Annotated in this window: 16 protein-coding genes; 5 read left to right on the top strand and 11 right to left on the bottom strand. The window is 65.8% G+C overall.

Translation table 11 applies throughout. The features are described 5' to 3' along the window. Positions 1 to 9 precede the first annotated feature (9 nt). From F0P95_RS06400 to rfbB, 6 genes are all read right to left on the bottom strand, one after another. The gene (locus F0P95_RS06400; RefSeq protein ID WP_182336117.1) at positions 10 to 1,218 is read right to left on the bottom strand and encodes a type II secretion system F family protein; all 1,209 of its coding nucleotides are present in this window, start codon (positions 1,216 to 1,218) and stop codon (positions 10 to 12) included. Next, complete coding sequence (locus F0P95_RS06395) at positions 1,211 to 2,947, bottom strand: GspE/PulE family protein (RefSeq protein ID WP_182336116.1); 1,737 nt, start codon at positions 2,945 to 2,947, stop codon at positions 1,211 to 1,213. The genes F0P95_RS06400 and F0P95_RS06395 overlap by 8 nt, the downstream gene beginning before the upstream one ends. Before the next feature lie 202 nt (positions 2,948 to 3,149). Further along, positions 3,150 to 4,067, bottom strand: coding sequence for a dTDP-4-dehydrorhamnose reductase (gene rfbD, locus F0P95_RS06390; protein ID WP_182336115.1), 918 nt, complete (start codon positions 4,065 to 4,067; stop codon positions 3,150 to 3,152). After that, a complete protein-coding gene (gene rfbC / locus F0P95_RS06385; protein ID WP_182336114.1) occupies positions 4,064 to 4,621 on the bottom strand; it encodes a dTDP-4-dehydrorhamnose 3,5-epimerase in 558 nt (185 codons plus the stop codon). Before rfbC ends, rfbD begins: the two co-directional genes overlap by 4 nt. Next, on the bottom strand, positions 4,618 to 5,505 hold the full coding sequence (gene rfbA / locus F0P95_RS06380; RefSeq protein WP_182336113.1) for a glucose-1-phosphate thymidylyltransferase RfbA: 888 nt from the start codon (positions 5,503 to 5,505) through the stop codon (positions 4,618 to 4,620). The genes rfbC and rfbA overlap by 4 nt, the downstream gene beginning before the upstream one ends. 13 nt (positions 5,506 to 5,518) lie before the next feature. Next, entirely contained in the window at positions 5,519 to 6,574 is a 1,056-nt protein-coding gene (gene rfbB / locus F0P95_RS06375; protein ID WP_056930887.1) for a dTDP-glucose 4,6-dehydratase, read from the bottom strand. Positions 6,575 to 6,874: 300 nt separating this feature from the next. On the opposite strand from rfbB, the gene F0P95_RS06370 reads away from it, so the two are divergent. Both F0P95_RS06370 and F0P95_RS06365 read left to right on the top strand, forming a co-directional pair. Beyond that, on the top strand, positions 6,875 to 7,621 hold the full coding sequence (locus F0P95_RS06370; protein WP_056930886.1) for an electron transfer flavoprotein subunit beta/FixA family protein: 747 nt from the start codon (positions 6,875 to 6,877) through the stop codon (positions 7,619 to 7,621). An 81-nt stretch (positions 7,622 to 7,702) separates the two neighbouring features. Then, positions 7,703 to 8,638 carry an electron transfer flavoprotein subunit alpha/FixB family protein gene (locus tag F0P95_RS06365; protein WP_182336112.1) on the top strand — a complete coding sequence of 312 codons (936 nt, stop codon included), beginning with the start codon at positions 7,703 to 7,705 and terminating at the stop codon, positions 8,636 to 8,638. 320 nt (positions 8,639 to 8,958) lie between these two features. Here F0P95_RS06365 and F0P95_RS06360 read toward each other — a convergent pair whose 3' ends face one another. The 5 genes from F0P95_RS06360 to F0P95_RS06340 all read right to left on the bottom strand — a co-directional run bounded on the left by F0P95_RS06360 (position 8,959) and on the right by F0P95_RS06340 (position 14,301). Beyond that, positions 8,959 to 9,975, bottom strand: coding sequence for a glycosyltransferase family 2 protein (locus F0P95_RS06360; RefSeq protein WP_232528877.1), 1,017 nt, complete (start codon positions 9,973 to 9,975; stop codon positions 8,959 to 8,961). Between the two features lie 85 nt (positions 9,976 to 10,060). Continuing rightward, positions 10,061 to 11,824, bottom strand: a complete 1,764-nt coding sequence (locus tag F0P95_RS06355; protein ID WP_182336111.1) for a glycosyltransferase family 39 protein — start codon at positions 11,822 to 11,824, stop codon at positions 10,061 to 10,063. Between the two features lie 82 nt (positions 11,825 to 11,906). Next, entirely contained in the window at positions 11,907 to 12,461 is a 555-nt protein-coding gene (locus tag F0P95_RS06350) for a hypothetical protein (RefSeq protein ID WP_182336110.1), read from the bottom strand. 10 nt (positions 12,462 to 12,471) lie between these two features. Continuing rightward, on the bottom strand, positions 12,472 to 13,362 hold the full coding sequence (locus F0P95_RS06345; RefSeq protein ID WP_182336109.1) for a phytanoyl-CoA dioxygenase family protein: 891 nt from the start codon (positions 13,360 to 13,362) through the stop codon (positions 12,472 to 12,474). Positions 13,363 to 13,422: 60 nt separating this feature from the next. Continuing rightward, a complete protein-coding gene (locus F0P95_RS06340; RefSeq protein ID WP_182336108.1) occupies positions 13,423 to 14,301 on the bottom strand; it encodes a class I SAM-dependent methyltransferase in 879 nt (292 codons plus the stop codon). Between the two features lie 158 nt (positions 14,302 to 14,459). Between F0P95_RS06340 and F0P95_RS06335 the strand changes: the two genes are divergently transcribed. The 3 genes from F0P95_RS06335 to F0P95_RS06325 are packed head-to-tail and all read left to right on the top strand — an operon-like array spanning position 14,460 to position 20,945. Beyond that, positions 14,460 to 15,254, top strand: coding sequence for an ABC transporter permease (locus F0P95_RS06335; RefSeq protein WP_232528875.1), 795 nt, complete (start codon positions 14,460 to 14,462; stop codon positions 15,252 to 15,254). After that, complete coding sequence (locus tag F0P95_RS06330) at positions 15,244 to 16,605, top strand: ABC transporter ATP-binding protein (RefSeq protein WP_182336106.1); 1,362 nt, start codon at positions 15,244 to 15,246, stop codon at positions 16,603 to 16,605. Before F0P95_RS06335 ends, F0P95_RS06330 begins: the two co-directional genes overlap by 11 nt. Further along, the gene (locus tag F0P95_RS06325) at positions 16,602 to 20,945 is read left to right on the top strand and encodes a glycoside hydrolase family 99-like domain-containing protein (protein WP_182336105.1); all 4,344 of its coding nucleotides are present in this window, start codon (positions 16,602 to 16,604) and stop codon (positions 20,943 to 20,945) included. The genes F0P95_RS06330 and F0P95_RS06325 overlap by 4 nt, the downstream gene beginning before the upstream one ends. Positions 20,946 to 20,949: the final 4 nt, after the last annotated feature.

The raw sequence follows: 20,949 nt of genomic DNA, 5'->3' as shown, positions 1-20,949 counted from the left end.
GGAAATAACCTACAGGCGCACGTCGTTGACGCTGGTGATGGCCAGGATGATGGCGGTCATGATCGTGCCCACCACGATGCCGATCACGATGATGGCCAGGGGCTCGACCAGCTGCAGCGTGCGCTTCATGCGGTCCCGGCCGATTGTCTCATACAACTTGCCGAGCGCCGTGAGCAGCTTGGGCAGTTCGCCACTGGCTTCGCCGACCGCGACAAGGTCGTAGCCGGTGTCGTTCAGCGCCCGGTGCTCGCGCAGCGAGACGGCAATGGACTTGCCGGCCTTCACCGACTTGGCGACAGCGCCCAGGCGGTCGCGCAGGAAGCCCATCTTGACCGATGCGGCGGCCAGGTTGAGGGCGCGGATCAGTTCCACCTTGCCGCCAAGCAGGGCCGCAAGGGTGCTTGCCCAACGCCCCACCTCGGCCTCGATCAGCCATTCCCCCAGCACTGGCAGGCGCGCAGCGCGCTCGATCAGCCCTGCGGTGAACCCCGGGAGCTTGAACACCATGCGCAGCGCCACAGCGATGGCCAGCACCGCCGCCAGCACCAGCCATGCATGCGAACTCAGCCAGACACCGGTACTGATCACCCAGCGTGAAAGCGCCGGCATGCTGTCTCCATGCTGGGTAAGCAGGCCACCGAAGCGCGGCACCACCCACATGAAGATGATTCCCACGGCAGCGATGCCAGAGCCCACCAGCACCAGGGGGTAGATCAATGCCCCGGTCATTTCCTGGCGGACCCGCTGGTCGTATTCGAACTGTTCGACGCCGCTGCGCAACGACTCGGCCAGCCTGCCGGTGGCCTCACCGGCCTGGACCAACTGGTGGAAGTACTCCGGCACCGGCAGGACCGACGAACGCAAGGCCATGCTGAAGCTCTCGCCCCGCCGCACCATCCGCTCCATGTCCGCGAACGCGGCCACGAGCGAGGCGTGATGGCTGGAGTGGGCCAGCGAGGACAGCGCGGTCACCAGCCGGACGCCGGCCTCGAGCAGGGTGGTGAACTCGTGCAGCATCAGCTGCAGCTCGCGCGTGGACGCCCTGCCCCGCTTGAAGCCGCGCCATGCCGGACGGACCGGGGACAGCGCCGATACGGTCAACCCCTGCGCCGCCAGCATGCGCGACGCCTCGGCTTCGCTGGCCGCTTCCACATTGCCGGTCGCCCGCTTGCCGGCGCGGTCGAACGCTTCGTAACGGAAGCCTGCGCTCTCACTCATCGAGACTGATTCCCCCGGTCACGCGCACGACTTCGTCGATGCTGGTCAAGCCCGCGCGCGCCTTGAGCAGGCCATCCTCGCGGAGGCCGCGCCCGCCCTGCGCATCAGCGAGCGCGCGCATGCGCTCGGCCGGTGCGCGGGCGACGATCAGTTCCTGCATGGCGGGGGTAACGTCCACCAGCTCATAGATGCCCACCCGGCCGCGGTAACCGCTGCCCTGGCAACTTGCGCACCCCTTCGGCTGGCGCCAGTCGGCCGGAGCGCCATCCTCCACCATGCCGGCGACCAGTGCCTCGATCGCCGGGGGCGCCTCGGCCGGTTCGCTGCACCGGGTACAGAGCTTGCGCACCAGCCGCTGCGCCTGCACCGCACGCACGCTGGTCGCCACCAGGAACGGCTCGACCCCCATGTCCGTCAGGCGGGTGAAGGCGCTCACCGCATCGTTGGTATGCAGGGTGGACAGCACCAGGTGACCGGTGAGCGCGGACTGGACGGCGATGGCCGCCGTCTCCAGATCACGGATTTCACCAATCATGATGACGTCCGGATCCTGGCGCAGGATGGCGCGCAGCGCACGGGCGAACGTGTAGCCGATCTCGGCATTGCACTGGATCTGGGTGACGCCCTTGACCTCGTACTCGACGGGGTCCTCGACCGTGATGATCTTGCGATCGGCCTGGTTGAGTTCTTCCAGCGTCCCGTAAAGGGTCGTTGATTTACCCGAGCCGGTCGGGCCGGTGACGAGGATGACACCGTGCGGTTCGCGCGCCCAGGCACGGAACAGCTTCAGGTCCTGGGGCGAGAAACCGAGCCGCTCGAGGTTCAGGTCTTCCCGCTCCTTCGGCAGCAGGCGCATCACGATCGATTCGCCATGCACGGCCGGGACCGCCGAAGCGCGTATGTCCACTTCCTTGCCACTGACGCGGATGCTCAGGCGCCCGTCCTGCGGCAGGCGGCGTTCGGCGATGTCCATGCCGGATATCAGCTTCACGCGCGAGGCCACCGCCGGATAGCGGCTGGCAGGCAGGGTCATGCGGGAATGGAGGATGCCGTCAATGCGCATGCGCACATGGAACTGGGCCTCCTCGGGCTCGATGTGGACGTCGGACGCGCGCAGGTCCATCGCCTGCGCAAGCATGTTGTTCACCAGCTCGATGACCGGCGCTTCTTCCGCCAGCTCGCGCAGATGATTGACATCATCGTCCCAGGAGGGATCGGAGCCACCGCCCCCGGCATTGGCCAGTTCAAGCAGGCGCGCGAGCTCCTGCGACTGCAGCAGCCGCCATTGCCAGGGCCGGTCGGGAAACGCGCGCAGCAGCGCTTCGTTGACGACCGGCTCGAGCGGATCGGCGGCGGCGACCAGGATCCCATCGCCAGCGGGCGATTCCCACGCCACCACGCCATTGTCCAGCCACCAGCCCAGCGCGAACGGCGATGCGCTCAGCAGGCTGCGGATCGCCTCCCCCTCCATGGGCCATTCGGAGGCATGGATCAACGGTATGCCCAGCTGTTCGGAAAGTACCGGCAGCAGCGATTCTTCGGACAGGGCGCCAAGCCGGACCAGGACGCTGCCGATGCGCCCGCCGTACTGCTCCTGGAAGGCCAACGCCTTGCCCACGTCATTGCCGGAGACCAGCCGGCGCTCCACCAGAATCTCGCCCAGCCGCCGCCCTGCGATGCCTGCTGCAGCAGAGGCCGGCAGGGGGTGCGTTTCAATCGACGGATTCATGCTTGGACGGTCCAGAGGGCGCGGTGCGGTACCGGAGGCATGGGGTTGCGGCGCATCGACCCCGCAACCGTGCACTGACTCGAAGGTAGGCCGGGCGACATGGTAGCCGCAAAACCCGAACCGGAGCCATGCCCTCCATGGGCGCGCGCAGGCATGCCGTGGCCTGGCATGCGGCCCTTCCCCCGCGGTGCAACCCGGCCGCCTATCGCGGCTGCCCCTGTGCGCGCTGCGCCAGTTCACCCAGCACCCGGCCCACGCCTTCGCGCCAATCGGGCAGCTCAAGGCCGAAGTCCGCCACCAGCGCCGACGTATCCAGGCAGGAATATGCGGGCCGCCGAGCCGGCGTCGGATACTGCTCCGTGGTGATCGGCAGCACCTGCGGCAGACGCTCGATCATGCCCATCGCACCGGCCTGCCTGAAGATCTCCTCGGCAAAACCGTGCCAGCTGGTCTGCCCCGATGCGGTCAGGTGCCAGGTGCCGGACAGGCCGCCCGGGTGCCGCAGCGCGTGCGCGGTGACGTCGGCGATCAGCCCCGCCGGGGTCGGCGTGCCGATCTGGTCGGCGACCACGCGCAGCTGGTCGCGCTCGGCGCCCAGGCGCAGCATGGTGCGCAGGAAATTGCCGCCATGCGCGGCATACACCCACGCGGTGCGGAAGATCAGGTGGCGTCCGCCGGCCGCGCGCACCGCGTCCTCGCCGTCGCGCTTGCTGGTGCCATAGACGCCCAGCGGCGCGGTCGGCGCGTCCTCGCGGTATGGCGTGCCGCCCTGCCCGTCGAACACGTAGTCGGTGGAATAGTGCACCAGCGGCACGCCATGGGCGGCGCACCAGCGCGCGAGCACGCCCGGGGCCTGCGCATTGGCGCGGAACGCGGCCTCCAGCTCCTGCTCGGCACGGTCCACCGCGGTATAGGCCGCGGCATTGACCACGTGCGCCGGCTGCAGGCGGTCCAGCAGCGCCGGCAGGCTGTCGGGCCGGTCGAAATCGGCCACCTCACAGGCACTGCCGTCGGCCAGCATGCCGCTGCGGGTGGTGGCGACCACCGTGCCCAGCGGCGCCAGCGCGCGCAGCAGCTCCCGGCCGACCTGGCCGTTGCCGCCGAACACCAGCACCGTCATGGCACGTACACCGGCAGCCGCTCCTCGGCGATCTCCGCCAGGAACGGCGCGCTCTCGTCCTTGGCCGACAGCGTCGGCGCGCCGATCGGCCAGTCGACGGCGATGTCGGCATCGTTCCAGCGCACGCCGGCATCGGCTTCCTTGACGTAGACATCGGTGCACAGATAGCTGAACACCGCCCGCTCGGAGAGCACCGCGAAACCGTGCGCGAAGCCTTCGGGGATCCAGAACTGGCGGTGGTTCCCGGCGCTGAGCAGCACCGCTTCCCAGTGCCCGAAAGTCGGCGAGCCGCGGCGGATGTCCACCGCCACGTCATAGACCTCGCCCTCGAGCACGCTGACCAGCTTGCCCTGCGGCCGCGGCCACTGGTAGTGCAGGCCACGCAGCACGCCCTTGACCGAGGTGGAGACGTTGCTCTGCACGAACTTCGTCGGCAGCCCGTGCGCGGCGAAGCGCTCGGCGTTCCAGGTCTCGAAGAACATGCCGCGGGCGTCGCCGAACACCGCCGGCTCGATCACCACGCAGCCCGGCAGCGAGGTTTCGATGACCTTCATGGCACCACCCCGCGCTGCAGCAGTTTCTGCAGGTACTGGCCATAGCCGTTCTTGAGCAGCGGCGCGGCCAGCGCTTCCAGTTCGGCCGCGCCGATCCAGCCCTGCCCGTAGGCGATTTCCTCGGGGCAGCAGACCTGCAGGCCCTGGCGGGTCTGGATGGTCTCGATGAAATTGGACGCCTCCAGCAGCGACTGGTGGGTGCCGGTATCGAGCCAGGCGTAACCACGCCCCAGCTGCTCCAGGTACAGCGCACCGGCATCCAGGTAGCACTTGTTCAGGTCGGTGATCTCCAGCTCGCCGCGCGGCGAGGGCCTGAGCCCGGCGGCATGGTCGCTGGCGTTGCCATCGTAGAAATACAGCCCGGTGACCGCGTAGTTGGAGCGCGGGTTCTCCGGCTTCTCGACCAGCCCGACGACCTTGCCGTCGGGGCCGAACTCGGCCACGCCGTAGCGCTCCGGGTCATTGACCCAGTAGCCGAACACGGTGGCGCCGGTATCGCGCGCGTCGGCGCTGCGCAGCAGCTGGCGCAGGCCATGGCCGTGGAAGATGTTGTCGCCCAGCACCAGGCAGCTCGGCTTGCCGGCGACGAAATCGCGGCCGATCAGGTAGGCCTGTGCCAGCCCGTCGGGGCTCGGCTGCACCGCGTAGCGGATGTCCATCCCCCACTGCGAGCCGTCGCCCAGCAACGCCTGGAACAGCGCCTGCTCATGCGGCGTGTTGATGATCAACACCTCGCGGATGCCGGCCATCATCAATACGCTGAGCGGGTAGTAGATCATCGGCTTGTCGTACACCGGCAGCAGCTGCTTGCTGACGCCCTTGGTGATCGGATACAGCCGCGTGCCGGAACCGCCGGCGAGGATGATGCCTTTGCGTTGGGTCATGTCGTCTCCGGTGTCAGGCAGCGGTGCCGATGCGCTGCAGGCGATAGCTGCCGTCGAGCACGCCGTTGACCCACGCCTGGTTGTCCAGGTACCAGTCCACGGTGAAGGCGATGCCCTGCTCGAAGGTGTAGGCCGGCTCCCAGCCCAGCTCGTCCTTCAGCTTGGACGCATCGATCGCATAGCGGCGGTCGTGGCCCGGGCGGTCGGCCACGTAGGTGATCTGGCTGCTGCGCGGCTTGCCGTCCTCGCGCGGGCGGCGGGCATCGAGCAGTGCGCAGATCGCCTGCACAACCTCGATGTTCTGCTTCTCCGAGTTGCCGCCGACGTTGTAGGTCTCGCCGACCCGGCCCTTGGCCAGCACCGTGCGGATCGCTTCGCAGTGGTCGGTGACGAACAGCCAGTCGCGCACCTGCCTGCCGTCGCCGTACACCGGCAGCGGCTCGCCGGCCAGCGCCTTGGCGATCACCAGCGGGATGAGCTTTTCGGGGAAGTGGTACGGACCGTAGTTGTTGGAGCAGTTGGTGGTCAGCACCGGCAGCCCGTAGGTGTGGTGGAACGCACGCACCAGGTGGTCCGAGGCGGCCTTGGACGCCGAATACGGCGAGTTCGGCGCATACGGCGTGGTCTCGGTGAACTTGCCGGTCTCGCCCAGCGTGCCGTAGACCTCGTCGGTGGACACGTGCAGGAACCTGAACGCCTCGCCCTGCGCGGCCGGCAGCGCCTTCCAGTAGTCGCGCACCGCTTCGAGCAGGCCCAGGGTGCCGACCACGTTGGTCTGGATGAAGGCGCCGGGGCCGTCGATCGAGCGGTCGACATGGCTCTCGGCGGCGAAGTTCAGCACCGCGTCGGGCCGGTGCTCGGCCAGCAGGCGCTCGACCAGGACGCGGTCACCGATGTCGCCCTGGACGAAAACATGGGCCGGGTTGCCTTCCAGGCTCGCCAGTGTGCGCAGGTTGCCTGCGTAGGTCAGGGCATCGAGGTTGACGACCTTGATGCCGCGGGCGACCGCCTCCAGCACGAAGTTGCCGCCGATGAAGCCGGCACCGCCGGTCACTAGCCAGGTGGGCACTATTCTTGTCTCCTGTGACGTCCATTTGCCCGGATCTCCGCGATCCGAGGCTTGCTCCAGGCGGCACAGGATACAGGCAGCCCCGCCTCGCCAGCTTTGCCGCCACTGAACACCGGGCGATGCGTGTACATCCGGGTGCAGGCCGGCGATGGGCCGCCAGCGGGGGACAGGCGCACCTGCACGGACACGGGGCGACCACATCCATACGCATTCGCACGGGACTTCCCCACCCGCTAGAATCGGGCCTTCATCTGTCCGGCACTGGCGCCGGCCCCCTGCAACCGAAGGATCCCGCAGCACATGAAAATCCTCGTCGCGTACAAGCGCGTGGTGGACTACAACGTCCGCATTCAGGTCAAGCCGGATGGTTCCGGCGTGGTCACCGACGGCGTCAAGCTCTCGCCCAACCCGTTCGACGAAATCGCACTGGAAGAAGCCCTGCGCCTGCGCGACAAGGGCATCGCCAGCGAGGTGGTGGTCGCCACCATCGCCCCGGCCGACGCCCAGGCGCACCTGCGCAACGGCCTGGCCATGGGCGCCAACCGCGCCATCCACGTGGTCACCGACCAGGCCATCCAGCCGCTGACCGCCGCCCGCACGCTGCTCAAGCTGGTGGAAAAGGAACAGCCGGACCTGGTCATCCTCGGCAAGCAGGCCATCGACGACGATGCCAACCAGACCGGGCAGATGCTGGCCACGCTGTGGGCACGCCCGCAGGCCACGTTCGCCTCCAGGGTCGAGATCGCCGACGGCAAGGCCACGGTCACCCGCGAAGTGGACGCCGGCCTGGAGACGCTGGAAGTGGAACTGCCGGCGGTGATCACCACCGACCTGCGCCTGAACGAACCGCGCTTCATCAAGCTGCCGGACATCATGAAGGCCAAGGCCAAGCCGCTGGAAACCCTGCAGCTGGCCGACCTGGGGGTCGAAGCCGCCGACACCTTCAAGACCACCCACTACGCCGCGCCGGCCAAGCGCAGCAAGGGCGTGATGGTGAAGGACGCCGCCGAACTGGTGGCCGCACTCAGGCAGAAGGGGCTCTTGTGATCCCCCTTGATCAGGAGCCCGGCCGTCCATGGCCGGACTTTCCAATGCCGAAGCCTTGCGCCCCATTTGAAGGAAGTTCCGATGTCTAAAATTCTCGTAATCGCCGAACACCTGGACGGCAAGCTCAACAACGCCGTGGCCAAGACGGTCTCGGCCGCGGCCGCCATCGGTGGCGACATCGACGTGCTGGTGCTGGCCGCCGATCCGGCCGCCATCGCCGCCGAAGCCGCGCAGATCGCCGGTGTCGGCAAGGTGCTGACCATCGCCAACCCGGCCAACCAGCACGCCGTGGCCCAGGTCCAGGCCCCGCAGATCGCCAAGGCCGCCGCCGGCTACAGCCACGTGTTCGGCCCGTCCACCACCACCGGCAAGGACCTGATGCCGGCAGTGGCCGCGCTGCTGGGCGTCAACCAGGTCTCCGACCTGATGGCCGTCGAGGGCGCGCACACCTTCAAGCGCCCGATCTACGCAGGCAACGCCATCATCACCGTCGAGGTGCCGGCCGACCAGATGGTGGTGGCCACCGTGCGTGCCGCCTCCTGGCCGGAAGCGGCCAGGGGCAACAGCGCCCCGGTCGAAGCCATCAGCGTCGATGTCGCGCTGCCCGCGCACACCCGTTTCGTCGGCCTGGCCGCCGGCAAGAGCGACCGCCCGGACCTGCAGAGCGCCAAGCGCGTGGTGTCCGGCGGCCGCGGCGTCGGTTCGGAGGAGAACTTCAAGGTGATCTACCAGCTGGCCGACAAGCTCGGTGCCGCGGTCGGCGCCTCGCGCGCCGCGGTCGACGCCGGCTACGTGCCCAGCGACATGCAGGTCGGCCAGACCGGCAAGATCATCGCGCCCGAGCTGTACATCGCCGTGGGCATCTCCGGTGCCATCCAGCACCTGACCGGCATCAAGGACGCCGGCACCATCGTGGCCATCAACAAGGACGGCGACGCGCCGATCTTCGAAGTCGCCGACATCGGCCTGGTCGGCGACCTGTTCGCCATCCTGCCGGAGCTGGAAGCGGCGCTCTGACGCCGCGCGTGGCGGCAGCCGCTACCGGTTGCCGCCACCATCATCCCGCCCGCCTGCGCGGGTGCCTGTACGTTCGCGTCGCCGGCCCCGCCTCCGCAGGCACGAGGGCATCGCGGCCTCCCGTGCCGATCGCCGCCGCACCTTCCCGTCGCGGCGGGCGCTCCTGATATTGCAGGCATGCCGGGCGCCACCATGGCTCCTGCAGATTTCCTGCGCATCCCGCACGACGGCCGTCGCGCGGACCTCCGCTGCCCCGGAACGCCACCGCGGATGCAGCCGCGGCGGGCACGCGCCAGGCCGGCCGGAACCGGCAGGCGCTGCTAGCCCCGGGCAGCGGGTGACACCCTTGAAAGCGACCGGTGGATCGGGCGCTTGGGCACCGTCTGGATGTCATACCCCAGGAAAGCCAGAAGAAACTGCAGCCCGCTGATGATCGCCAACGTCGGCAGGACCACGGTACCGGTGGATGCTGCCACCCCGGAACGGCTGGCGATCCACCAGTGCACGCCACCGTAGACCAGCCCGCCGCTCAGCAGCACCATGGCGGCCAACAGCTCAAGGGATGCGACCGAGAGATCCCGCAGGTAGTAGCGGTACACGATCCTCTTGAAGAAATTCTTCGAATGCTTCAACGAGAACTCGCCGATCACCCGGGATATCTTCAGGCTGCTTTCCTCATCGCCATACTTCGCGTCCATCGGCACATCCACCACCACTGCCCGCATCGTGTTCAGGCGGAACAGCATGTCGGTTTCAAAGAAGTAGCGCCTGCTGATCGAATTGACCGGAAGCCTTTCAATTATCCGCGCGTGGATGGCGGTGTATCCGTTGGTGGGATCGAACACGTCCCAGTAACCGGTCGACGCCTTTGACATGAAGGACAGCCCCAGGTTTCCGATCCGGCGAAGCCATGGCATCTGCCGGATCTCGCCGAGATCCCAGAACCGGTTTCCCTTGGTGTAGTCGGCCTCGCCCATCATGATGGGACGCACGAACTGATACAGCAGCGCGGGATCCATCTGGCCATCGCCGTCGAGCTTGACCACGATGGTGGCGCCGTCGGTCACCGCGCGCTGGTATCCGCTGAGCATCGCCCCGCCGACCCCCTGATTCACCGCGTGCCGCACCACCACCACCCGCGGATCCCGGCACTCGCGCTCGATCAGATCACCGCTTCCATCCGGGCACGCGTCGTCGACGCAGTAGATCCGGCTTACCCGGTCGTCGATCGCGTCGATCACCTGCAATACGTGCCTGCGCACCTTGTAGCAGGGAATGACGACTGCAATGACGTCACCAGATTCCATCGATTCCATAGCGAAATTACCCATATTCATGGCCGTCCGCGCCGCCGGCATGGACACTCGAACCCAGATTCTCAGCCAACACCGCTCTACGCGATGACAAATTCGGTTCTTCCGGTCACTGGCAGGCCCCGGCCTGGTCGAAGCGATAGAGGCTCTGCGGGCCGAACTCGAACCGCGCAAGCGCCTCCCGCTCCACATGCACATCGGACGGAGCGATGATCCAGCTCACGCCCGGCGGCAGCTCGCCCGCGAAATCGGCCGCCTTGCCGATGCTGCGGACATGCTGCAGGTTGGCGAACTGCATCAGGAAGAACGAAGACCGGCCATAGCGGTCGTCGACAAGAACCAGGCCGGTTCCCGGCGGCGTGCCCACCAGGCACTCCCCGAGCATGTCCCCGGCTTCGATCATCGCGCGGTTGTCCCGTGCGCTCTGCCGCAGCCAGTTGGCCATCTGCACATGGCTGCCGAGCATCAGGAGCACGAGGTAGACCAGGTAGGCCCTTGCCGCGAACCTGTTGCGGAGAGCGCAGATAAAAAAAGCGACCGCCGCAAGCACGACCAGCCACATCAGCCAGTTGTTCACTCCCGGCAGCGACCAGTGCTTCAGGCCGGACGTGAAGAAAACGAAGATATCGGGATAGTCCCACGGATAGAGCCGGTACTGGAAACGCAGGTAGAGGCAGAACATGAGCACCGAAACCAACAGGGCCGCGCTCATCACCTTGAGCCTTCGCGAGGCGTAAACACCCCATACCGAGAACAGCAGCAGCAGCGGCAGCAACGGCTCCAGGTAGCGACCGTGGAGGCGGTACTTCTCGAACTCGCTCACCTGCGACGCGGCGTTGGTGAACGCGCCGATCATCGCCAGGAACGCGATGCCCAGCAGCGCAACGAGAACCGCGAACCGCCTCCGCTGAAGAGCGTCGTCGGCAAGCGGCGCCTCGCTCCGCCCCGTTGCCAGCGACCTTGCCACCCTCCAGCACTCCCCGGCGATCACCAGGCAGCCCGGCGCGAACATCAGCATCAGCACCCATGCGTGCCCGACGACGTAGTCGAGCATCGACCAGGCATTGCCCAGCAGATACGCCGGCGATGACAAGCGCTGCAGGTAGTATGCGTAGAAGCTCGAAACCATCCCGCCGCCGCCCCCGTCCGCGTCACCGGTGAGCCGGCGCACCAGGTAGACAACTGCGCCGGTCGAGAGCAGGTAGAGCGCACCGCGCACCACCCCCGACTTCAGCGCCGCCCACCTGCCGTCGACCCGGGCCAGCAGGTCGGACACCATGAAAAACGCGGCGATGCCGACCACCAGCGCCGCCGCGTGCGGCTTTGCAAAATATGCCGCTGCCGACACCAGCGCCGGCAACAGTACCGCCCACGGCGAACGCCGCGCCGCCGCCCACAGGGCCAGGGCGACGCCGGCATAGACCAGGGCCTGGAATTCGACCTCGGGAAGAAGGAGTGTCGAATAGAATGAAAACGGCAACAGCAGATAGAGTATCGAGGAGATCGTCGCGGTTCTTCGGTCGAATACCCTGTTGCCCAGCACGAACACCAGCAACGACGCAACGACGAAAACCAGGACGTTGAACAGGCGCCCGACCAGCGCCACGCGCTCCACTGAAACCAGCGTCCATGCGTCGAAAAGAACGCGATAGAGCTTGTTGTCGATCGGCTGCATCGCCGGGTCGTAGCGATACAGTTCCTGCCCCTGTGCCGCGTACTTGGCCCCCATGAAGTAGGCATACTCGTCGCTGGCCATTACCGGCGATTCGGTCGACACCACCCTGGCAACCAGGATCACAAAGGCAACGAACATCGCCACCAGGAGCGACTTCGGTACCTGTGCGACCCGCACCTGCCGCCAGAAATGCTTCATAGAACAATCCACCCCACAGGAAAGAAGATGCCTGGAACCCAGGCATCCCCTGCATCACATTCGAAGAAAAGGCCGGCGCCGGTTACTTGAGAATCACGGCCCGGCCGTTGTCGCAGACGACACTCTGCCCGCCACGGCGGTAGGAGAGCGTCAAACGGTAGGTGCCTGCATCCAGGGCCGATGCGTCGATCTCGCTGGAGAAGCCCGATTTCAACGCACCGGCGGCCCCGCCATGGGCCTGCTGCACATCCGGACGCTCGATGGCGGGTACCACCTTGTGCTGCCAGACGCGACCGTCGCCGGACTGCGAAGCGATGCGCACCACCAGCTCGGAAGGCGCGTCGCCACCGACCTCGTCAATCAGCCAGCCGGCGACCGGAAACCGCCTGGCCTTGACCGCGATGGGATTCATATCCTGCACGACGACACCATCCACCGCCTCGATGTTGCAGGTGCCCGAAAGCGTCGGCGCGACGCCGGAGGGGACTTCGACGATCAAGCCCCCATTCTCCGCAGCGGCACCGGCCGGGTCACCGGAAGCGGACTGCTCGGGACGGCTGCAGGCGGCCACGAGAAGAACCAGGGCCAGGGGGACAAGACGCTTCATATTCATTCTCTGGATGATCAGGTGATTCACGTTGGGCATGTCAATGCTGGAACGTCGTCGCTCCTGAAAGCGCGACGCTCCTGTCATTGATCCTGGTAAAGCCGTAGCGCGGCGCCGGAACCGGCCCGCGGTGTGCGAAGAACACGTCGTGCTGATATACCTGACGCGAAGATGGAACACAATGGAAAACCATGCTCCGCCGGGTCAGATCGGGGTTCAGGGCGGGACTGCCGCCATGCGGCAACTGCGGGTGCCAGATCGCGACATCGCCCTTCTTGAGCGCCACCACCGTCGGCGTGCCAAAACCGGAAGCGGCCCTGATCACGTCCCCGTAATACTGTTCCAGCGATTCGTTAATCAGCGCATCGCGCGCCGCTCCGGGCATGCGCGCCGCCACGGCGTCATAGATCCGATGGGGGTCGCAATCAAAACGATGTCCGCCTGGAACATACATGAGTGGACCTGCATCGATCGAGACGTCCTCGAGCGCAACCCACATCCCGAAAAAAAGGTTGCGCGGGAAGGTCTCGAAGAAAGGCGAGTCGCGATGTATGGGCTGCTGGCTTCCATGCTCGAAATATAACGAGGAATAGACCGAGGCCTCGTCGCCAAGCAGGAAATCAAGAATCGCCATCAACCGCGGGTTGCACCCGATGTTCGCGGCCGACCCCGAGGTCAGATGGAAATTGACCACCCGCAGCAAGCGCCCGCTGGCGTCCTTGTGCTGCTCCACCTCGGCACCGAGATCATCGATGAAGCGCCGGTAGTCGTTGACCACCGCGTCGCATTCGGCGCCGGCTATTGCTGCCGGGAGCACCACGAACCCATCGTTGATCATGCGCGAGCCGATGGCCTCCAGCTGCGCATCTCCCGCTGCGCGCCGCCCCAGCTGGGCGACCGCATCTACCTGATCCAGCCACAGTCCTTCCATCGCCCCACCCCTCAGCAACTCGACAATTGAATTGAAAAGCCGGAAAGCCGTCCCGGAGCCTCAGGCCGAGGCCGCTGGCTTGGCGGCGACGAAAACCACGGGCCATGCATGTCCGTCCGGATAGGGACATGCGTTGGTGAGCACGCCCTCGACGGGGTTGAACGCCAACCGCGCCTCGACGCCACAAAAGCCCGCTGCCGCCACCATGTCGAACAGGTCCTGCCCGAACTGGGTGAAGACCAGCGCTCCCCCTTCGTCGACCGGGTTGCCATGATAGGCAGCGGGCAGGTCATGCACCAGCACGCCATCGCGCAGCCACGCGCGCCTGATGGAGATGGTCAGCTCCTCATAGAACGGTGTCGAAAAAACCAGGCGGCCGCCAGGCACTAGAATCCGGTGGCACTCGCGCAGCGCCGCCATCGGATCGGGCACGTGCTCGAGCACATCGAAGTGCATCACCAACCCCAGCGAACCGCTTGCATAGGATGTATCGTCCATGCTTTCGTGGCGCACCTGCAGGCCACCGTGCTCGACCATGTCTCCAGAGCGGTACTGCATCCCAAGGAACTCGCTTCCGGTGATGCCGGGCAGCCGCCGGAGCAGGGGCCCGAACATCGGCGTGAGCCGCTCGAATACAGCCGCCTCCGGCACGGCATCCATGCGTGCGAGCACATCGTCGACGACGGCAAGCACACCCCGCATCCTCCCGTTCAGGCCACATGCGCACAGCATGCCCTCGGAAAGGTTCGCCCAGCCCTCCGCCTCGAGCGGCTGGACGAACCAGCTCCAGATGCCGCATCCCCTGCAATAGCCGAACGCCCGCCCCTGGTCGAACGCCTGCTTTTCAAGCATCAGCGCCACCGGCGACAAAGCATCCATCACCGCCTGCAGCGATGACATGCCATCGAAACCGCGCCTGGATTCATCTGCAACCTGCATCACATCTCCTTCGCACGATGCGCAAGCGGTTCTCGCCTATAATTCATCGTTTGAACGCGCCGATACAAGGCCCATCGGGACAGACGCCGGCTACGCCAGCCCAGGACAGTAACTTAATGCTCCGTTCAGGACCCACATCCACTTCATCCATATCCCCCTTGGCGCTTTCCGCATCGATCTGGCACCACCGCGCCACGATCCGTGCACTGGCCAAGCGCGAGGTGCAGAGCAAGTACAGGGGGTCGGTACTCGGGGTTTTCTGGTCACTGATCAACCCGTTGTTGATGCTGGCCATCTACACGTTCGTCTTCAGCGAGATATTCCGCATGCGCTGGGGCGGCGGGCTCGATCACCCGCTGGATTTCGCGCTGATGCTTTTCACCGGAATGATCATATTCGGCTTCATCTCCGAAACCCTGTCGCGCGCGCCCCACCTGATCACCGGCAATCCAAATCTCGTCAAGAAGATCGTATTCCCCCTGGAAATATCGGCACCGGTGACGGTAATCAGCGGATTGTTCCAGCTCATGATCGGCCTCGCGTTGCTGCTGCTGGTATTCACTGTGACCAAGGGAGCGCCACCGGCAACCGTCCTGCTGTTCCCCGTCATCGCAACCCCGCTCGTCCTGCTTACCCTTGGCGCGACCTGGTTCATCTCGTCGCTCGGGGTTTTCATCCGCGACATCAGCCAACTGATCGCGCACCTGCTGATGGTGACGATGTTCCTGTCTCCCATCTTCTACCCGATAACCGCGATCCCGGAGAAATTCCGTCCGTTCTTCTATCTGAACCCACTGACATTCCTTGTCGAGCAGACCCGCAGGATACTCATACTCGGCCTGCAGCCGGATTGGCAGCAGCTGATCGCGTTTACCGGCATATCGGCGCTTGTCTGCTACCTCGGGTTCGTCTGGTTCCAGTTCACCCGCAAGGGATTCGCAGATGTCCTCTGAGATCGCACTGCGCGTCAACCATGTCAGCAAGGTATTCCGTGCGTACTCGAATCCGGCGAAGCGCCTCACCCACGCGCTCGGCATTCGCGCGAACACTGTCCTGAGGAAGGTCGGGCTGCCGCAGTTGGCGACCGACCACGACGCGATACAGGAGTTCGTCGCACTCGACGACATCAGCTTCGAAGTGATGCGGGGCCACACAACGGGCATTGTCGGACGCAATGGCGCCGGCAAGTCCACGCTGCTGCAGATCATCGCGGGCACGCTGGCCCCCAGCCAGGGCACGGTCGAGGTCAGCGGGAGGATCGCAGCGCTGCTGGAGCTCGGCTCCGGCTTCAACCCCGAGTTCAATGGCATCGAGAATGCCAGACTCAACGCCGCCATTCTCGGCCTCTCTCCGGAGGAAATCGACGCACGGATGGACTCCATCCTGGCATTCGCCGATATCGGCCACTTCGTGAACCGGCCGGTCAAGACCTATTCCTCCGGCATGATGGTTCGCCTCGCATTCGCCGTGCAGGCCCAGGTGGACCCGGAGATACTCATCGTCGATGAAGCCCTGGCCGTCGGCGATGCCAAGTTCCAGTCCAAGTGCTTTGCCCGGCTGGATGCATTGAAGGAAACGGGAACCTCCATCCTGTTCGTGTCCCACTCCACGGAACAGATCGTCAGTCACTGCGATGACGCCATCCTGATCGAGGGCGGGCAGCTGCGGCAGCGTGGCCAGCCGAAGGACGTGGTCCATACCTACCTGGACCTGCTGTTCGGCAAACCGCCGGCATCCACGCCCGCGGCGCGACAGGCGCCTCAATCCACGGAGCCTGTGCCTGCCGGCCCCCCCCCCGTGCTGGAAACGCGGGGCAACAGCTATGCCGACCAGCCCCACTACAACCCCTATGAGTTCCGGTGGGGCGACGGTGCCGCGTGCATCGCCGACTTCAGACTGCTTGCCGATGGCGCCGAGGCGGCGCAGATCATCGCCGCGGGCACTTCGCTGCAGCTGGTGCTTGGAATATCGTTCGAACGCGCCATCAGTCGCCCGATCATGGGCCTGACGATCAAGTCGAAGGACGGCGTCACCGTCTTCGGGACAAACTCGGAACTGACCCGTTTCGCAGGCCTGCCCGCCTCGGTCGCGGAAGGCACGGAAATGCAGGTGGATATCCACTTCGAATGCAATCTTGGTCCCGGCGATTACTTCATATCGGTCGGCCTGGCCAGCCGCAAAGGCGAGGAGCTCGTCCCGCATGACCGGCGCTATGACTCCATACACTTCACCGTCACGGACGACGAGTGCTTCGGCTTCACCAAGCTACCGATGACTTTCAGCATCAAGGAACTACGGTCTTGACTACCAACAACAACTACTCCGATTTCCTGGGCCGCGCTGGCCTGCGCAGGAATGACGACTCGAGGGTATGGTCGCGCGGACCGGCGGCGGGCTTCGACTACACCGACGGCGACGAGGTCGAGGAAAGGATCGCCGATGCCATCGCCAGCAGCCGTGATGTCTCGCTGTTTTCGGAGGAGTTGTCGGATCACCGGACCGACTGGGCATCCACCTACCACCTGAGCCCGGTACGCGCCAACCTGCTGCGCCCGCTGCAGCCGATTCTCGAGGGTCGCAGGGTCCTGGAAATCGGCGCCGGCTGCGGTGCGATCAGCAGGTATCTCGGTGAGCTTGGATGCGGGCTCCTGGCACTGGAAGGCAGCCAGCGACGCGCCACGATCGCCGCGAGCCGCTGCCGTGACCTGGACAACGTCACCGTCGTCAACAGCCGCTTCGACGAGCTCCCCGAAGGACAACGGTTCGACGTGGTGACGTTGATCGGGGTGCTGGAGTATGCCCGCAAGTATTCGTCCGGCCCCGATGGCATCGCGACCACCCTGCGCAAGGCAAGGTCGCTGCTGGGCGAAGGCGGGTTGCTCATAGTCGCGATCGAGAACCAGTTGGGCCTGAAGTACTTCGCCGGCATGCACGAGGACCACCTCGGTCGCGCCATGGAGGGCATCCAGGACCACTATGCAGCCGACGGCGTGGTGACATTCGGCCGCCGCGAGTTGTCCGACCGCATCCTGGCCGCGGGCTTCAGCGCCTGCGAATTCGCCTTGCCATTTCCCGACTACAAGCTGCCCAGCAACCTGATCCTTCCCGCGGGATGGGACGGCAATGCGCAGTTCGACAGCGCGACGCTTGCCGGCCAGGCCACCCGCAGCGACCGCCAGCTCAATCATCCGCTGCTGTTCTCAACCAGCCAGGCCTTCTCGGTGGCGCGGCGCAACGGCCTGCTCGCGGACCTGTCCAATTCGTTCCTGGTGCTCGCGCAGGCAACCCCGGAGTCCCCAGGCTTCGCACGGTTTGCGCCCGGCATCCTGGCGCACCACTATGCCGTCGAACGGAGTCCGCGCTACGCCACCGCGACCACCATCCAGCAGCACTCCGGTTCGATCGAGGTCTGCCGGCGGCCGCTGATCGAGGATGCGCCGGCCGCATCATCATCCCTGATTGCCCATGCATCGCGCACCGAACCCTATGTGCTCGGCAGGCATTGGGGCGATGAGCTCGACCTGGTCCTGAGCCGCCACGGCTGGAAGGCCGATGACGTGGCGGGCTGGCTGCGTGCGTGGCTTGACGCATTGCGGGAAAAAAACACCGTCCTCGGCAGCATCGACCGGATTCCACTGCGGACGGAGCTGCCGGGCAGCCTGATCGATGCGATACCCAGGAACCTGATCCGGACCGCCGACGGCGAGTGGGCCTTTTTCGACCAGGAATGGGAGCTGCTCCACCCCATAAGCCTGGGTTACCTCATGTTCCGCGCCTTCAACGTGAGTCTGGCCTCGGTCACGTGCGTGGCGGAGCCTGCCGAGACCGAGCTTCTGCACGTACCGACGCTTTTCCGCGCCTGCCTGCGGCAACTGGGCATGGTCGTGACCGCATCGGACATCCTCGATTACCTCGACTTCGATGCCGCATTCGAGAGCGAGGTCCGCGGGAAGCTGGCCAGGCCGCTCACGCTCGCGCAGTACGAGGCGTATGTGCTCGCATCCACCCCGGACATCACCTCCATCCTGCATGGCACGCGGACATGCCTGCCCGCCGGGGTGGTTGAAACGCTGGCCCGCCGCAAGGCCGATCTCGAAAGCGCCCAGCACGAGCGCGAGTCCCTGCAACGCAGGCTCGAGGAAGTGGAGCATGAAGCCGGGCGCCGCGATGGCGAGCTCGCATCCTGCAACAGCCGGCTGCAGGAGCAGGCACTGAATCTTGCCGAGGCGTCCTCCGCGCTGATCACGGCCAATGCCACGGCCACCGCCCTGCAGCAGCAGCTGGAGAGCGTCGCCGCGGATCTGGAGTCGACAAGGAACTCGGCAAGCTGGCGCATCACCCGCCCGCTCAGGACCACGAAGGCGTTTGCCCGCCGAGCGCTGCGCACGTCCGTCGAGGGCGCGACGACACACACGCGCAAGCTGTACCGCAGGCTGCCGGTTTCCATGCGCCTGAAGCTGGCGGTCAAGAATGCGCTGTTCGGGAGCTTCCCGTTGCTTTTCTCGCGGACCAATGCGTACAGGCGCTGGAAAGCCCATGTCGCGACCCACGGAGCGGACGTCCACGCGTATGCGCCCGTTGCGCATCCCCAGGTACTGGAGGCACCCGGTCCGGCGTCCGCCCTGTACGTCGCGGATGGCGTGACGGAATGGAGGGACTACGGCGACGTGAAGCGCAGGATCGCCGAAGCGCTCCATGCCCGGGAAGATCGGGCCCCGGCTGCCGTCGGGATGCTGGACTTCAGCGGCCGCGACCTGGAGAAGATCGCCGGCCAGCTGAAACTGCCCGCCCCGGTCGAATCACCCGACGTCAGCATCGTGATCCCGGCATACAACCATGCCGCCCACACGCTTGAATGCCTTGCATCGATCGCGGAGTGCCACGATCCGTCGGGGCCGACAATCGAGATCATCGTCGCCGACGATGCCTCCACCGACGCGTCCGCGCTCGTGGTATCCCGCGTCGCCAGCATCCGTTTCGTGCGGCAGGCCGAGAACCTGGGCTTCCTGCGGAACTGCAACCGGGCCGCCGCGCAGGCCAGCGGCAAGGCCATTCTTTTCCTCAACAACGATGTGCAGGTGAAGCAGGGCTGGCTCAAGGCGCTGTGGACCTGCCTGGGTTCCGATCCCCGGATCGGCGCCGTCGGCCCGAAGATCATCTACCCCAGCGGCTGGCTGCAGGACGCGGGAACCCGCCTCCACCAGGATGGAACCGCCGAGATGATCGGCCTGAACAGCCTGCCCGACAAGGCGGCGTACTCGTATGACCGCGACGTGGACTATTGTTCCGGCGCCTGCCTGCTGGTCAGGCGCGACGACTTCGTCGCGCTCGGCGGGTTCGATGACCAGTTGGCGCCCGCCTACTGCGAGGACTCGGACCTGTGCATGCAGTTGCGCAAGCGCGGCAGGCGGATCGTGTTCTGCGCGGCGGCGCAAGTCGTCCACCACCTGAGCGTGACCTCGGACTCGCTGCCCAGTGACTACAAGCTCAGTTGCATCACCCGCAACCTCGGGGTCTTCAGCGAGAAGTGGCGCGAGGAGCTGGATGCGATGCAGCAGGTCCGCACCATCGCCTTCTACCTCCCGCAGTTCCACCCGATCCCGGAGAACGACCTGTGGTGGGGCGAAGGTTTCACCGAATGGACCAACGTCACCAAGGCACGCCCGAACTACGTGGGCCACGACCAGCCCAGGATCCCCGCCGATCTCGGCTACTACGATCTCCGCGTGCCGGAAGTGATGAGCAAGCAGGCCGAGTTGGCGCGCCGCTACGGAATTGGTGGCTTCTGCTTCTACTACTACTGGTTCGCGGGCCACAGGCTGCTGGAGCGGCCGATCGAACAGATGCTTGCGTCGGGCGAACCGGACTTCCCGTTCTGCCTGTGCTGGGCCAACGAGAACTGGACCCGGCGCTGGGATGGGCAGGAGCAGGACGTGCTGATGGCCCAGCAGCATTCGGACGAGGATGATCTGGCAGTCATCGAGGATCTGGCCCGCTATTTCCGCAGCCCGAGCTACATCCGCATCAATGGCAAGCCGCTGCTCCTGGTGTATCGCGTGACACTGTTCCCCGACTTTGCCCGCACCTCTTCGTTGTGGCGCAAGTACTGTCGGGAGAACGGCATCGGCGAGATCTACCTGGCCCAGGTCGAGTCGTTTGAACTGGCCAGTGCAGGCATCCATCCGGAAGACCTTGGATGCGATGCCGCCGTCGAGTTCCCGCCGCAGGGCATGGCGGAACCGCGTCAGCCGTCGGGGGAGATCATCAACCAGAACTTCGCCGGCGCGGTCGCGGACTATCGCGACCTGGCCGTGCGCTACGCCACCCGCGAGCTTCCCGCCTACAAGCGATTCATGGGCGTCATGCCGGGCTGGGACAACACCGCGCGCAGACAGAACAACAGCTACAGCTTCGAGCACTCCAGCCCGGGTGCATTCCAGGCATGGCTCGAGACTTCGGTGAAGCGCACCCGGCAGCAGTACAGCGGCGACGAGCAGATCGTGTTCATCAACGCATGGAACGAATGGGCCGAGGGCGCATACCTGGAGCCCGACAAGCGGTTCGGCCACTCCTTCCTGCAGGCCCACCTGAACGCGCTGGAAGCCGAGCACCTGGTCGAGCGCAAGACCTCCTTCCCCGGTTGAAGAC

It is taken from the genome of Stenotrophomonas acidaminiphila, from assembly GCF_014109845.1.
Classification (GTDB): Bacteria; Pseudomonadota; Gammaproteobacteria; order Xanthomonadales; family Xanthomonadaceae; genus Stenotrophomonas; species Stenotrophomonas acidaminiphila.
This window is presented reverse-complemented; position numbering and strand designations above follow the sequence as displayed.

What these genes read in the sequence shown, in the direction of transcription:
- F0P95_RS06400 (WP_182336117.1), bottom strand. Translation starts at nt 1,218, where the DNA reads ATGAGTGAGAGCGCAGGCTTCCGTTACGAAGCGTTCGACCGCGCCGGC.
- F0P95_RS06395 (WP_182336116.1), bottom strand. Translation starts at nt 2,947, where the DNA reads ATGAATCCGTCGATTGAAACGCACCCCCTGCCGGCCTCTGCTGCAGCA.
- rfbD (WP_182336115.1), bottom strand. Translation starts at nt 4,067, where the DNA reads ATGACGGTGCTGGTGTTCGGCGGCAACGGCCAGGTCGGCCGGGAGCTG.
- rfbC (WP_182336114.1), bottom strand. Translation starts at nt 4,621, where the DNA reads ATGAAGGTCATCGAAACCTCGCTGCCGGGCTGCGTGGTGATCGAGCCG.
- rfbA (WP_182336113.1), bottom strand. Translation starts at nt 5,505, where the DNA reads ATGACCCAACGCAAAGGCATCATCCTCGCCGGCGGTTCCGGCACGCGG.
- F0P95_RS06370 (WP_056930886.1), top strand. Translation starts at nt 6,875, where the DNA reads ATGAAAATCCTCGTCGCGTACAAGCGCGTGGTGGACTACAACGTCCGC.
- F0P95_RS06365 (WP_182336112.1), top strand. Translation starts at nt 7,703, where the DNA reads ATGTCTAAAATTCTCGTAATCGCCGAACACCTGGACGGCAAGCTCAAC.
- F0P95_RS06360 (WP_232528877.1), bottom strand. Translation starts at nt 9,975, where the DNA reads ATGAATATGGGTAATTTCGCTATGGAATCGATGGAATCTGGTGACGTC.
- F0P95_RS06355 (WP_182336111.1), bottom strand. Translation starts at nt 11,824, where the DNA reads ATGAAGCATTTCTGGCGGCAGGTGCGGGTCGCACAGGTACCGAAGTCG.
- F0P95_RS06345 (WP_182336109.1), bottom strand. Translation starts at nt 13,362, where the DNA reads ATGGAAGGACTGTGGCTGGATCAGGTAGATGCGGTCGCCCAGCTGGGG.
- F0P95_RS06340 (WP_182336108.1), bottom strand. Translation starts at nt 14,301, where the DNA reads ATGCAGGTTGCAGATGAATCCAGGCGCGGTTTCGATGGCATGTCATCG.
- F0P95_RS06330 (WP_182336106.1), top strand. Translation starts at nt 15,244, where the DNA reads ATGTCCTCTGAGATCGCACTGCGCGTCAACCATGTCAGCAAGGTATTC.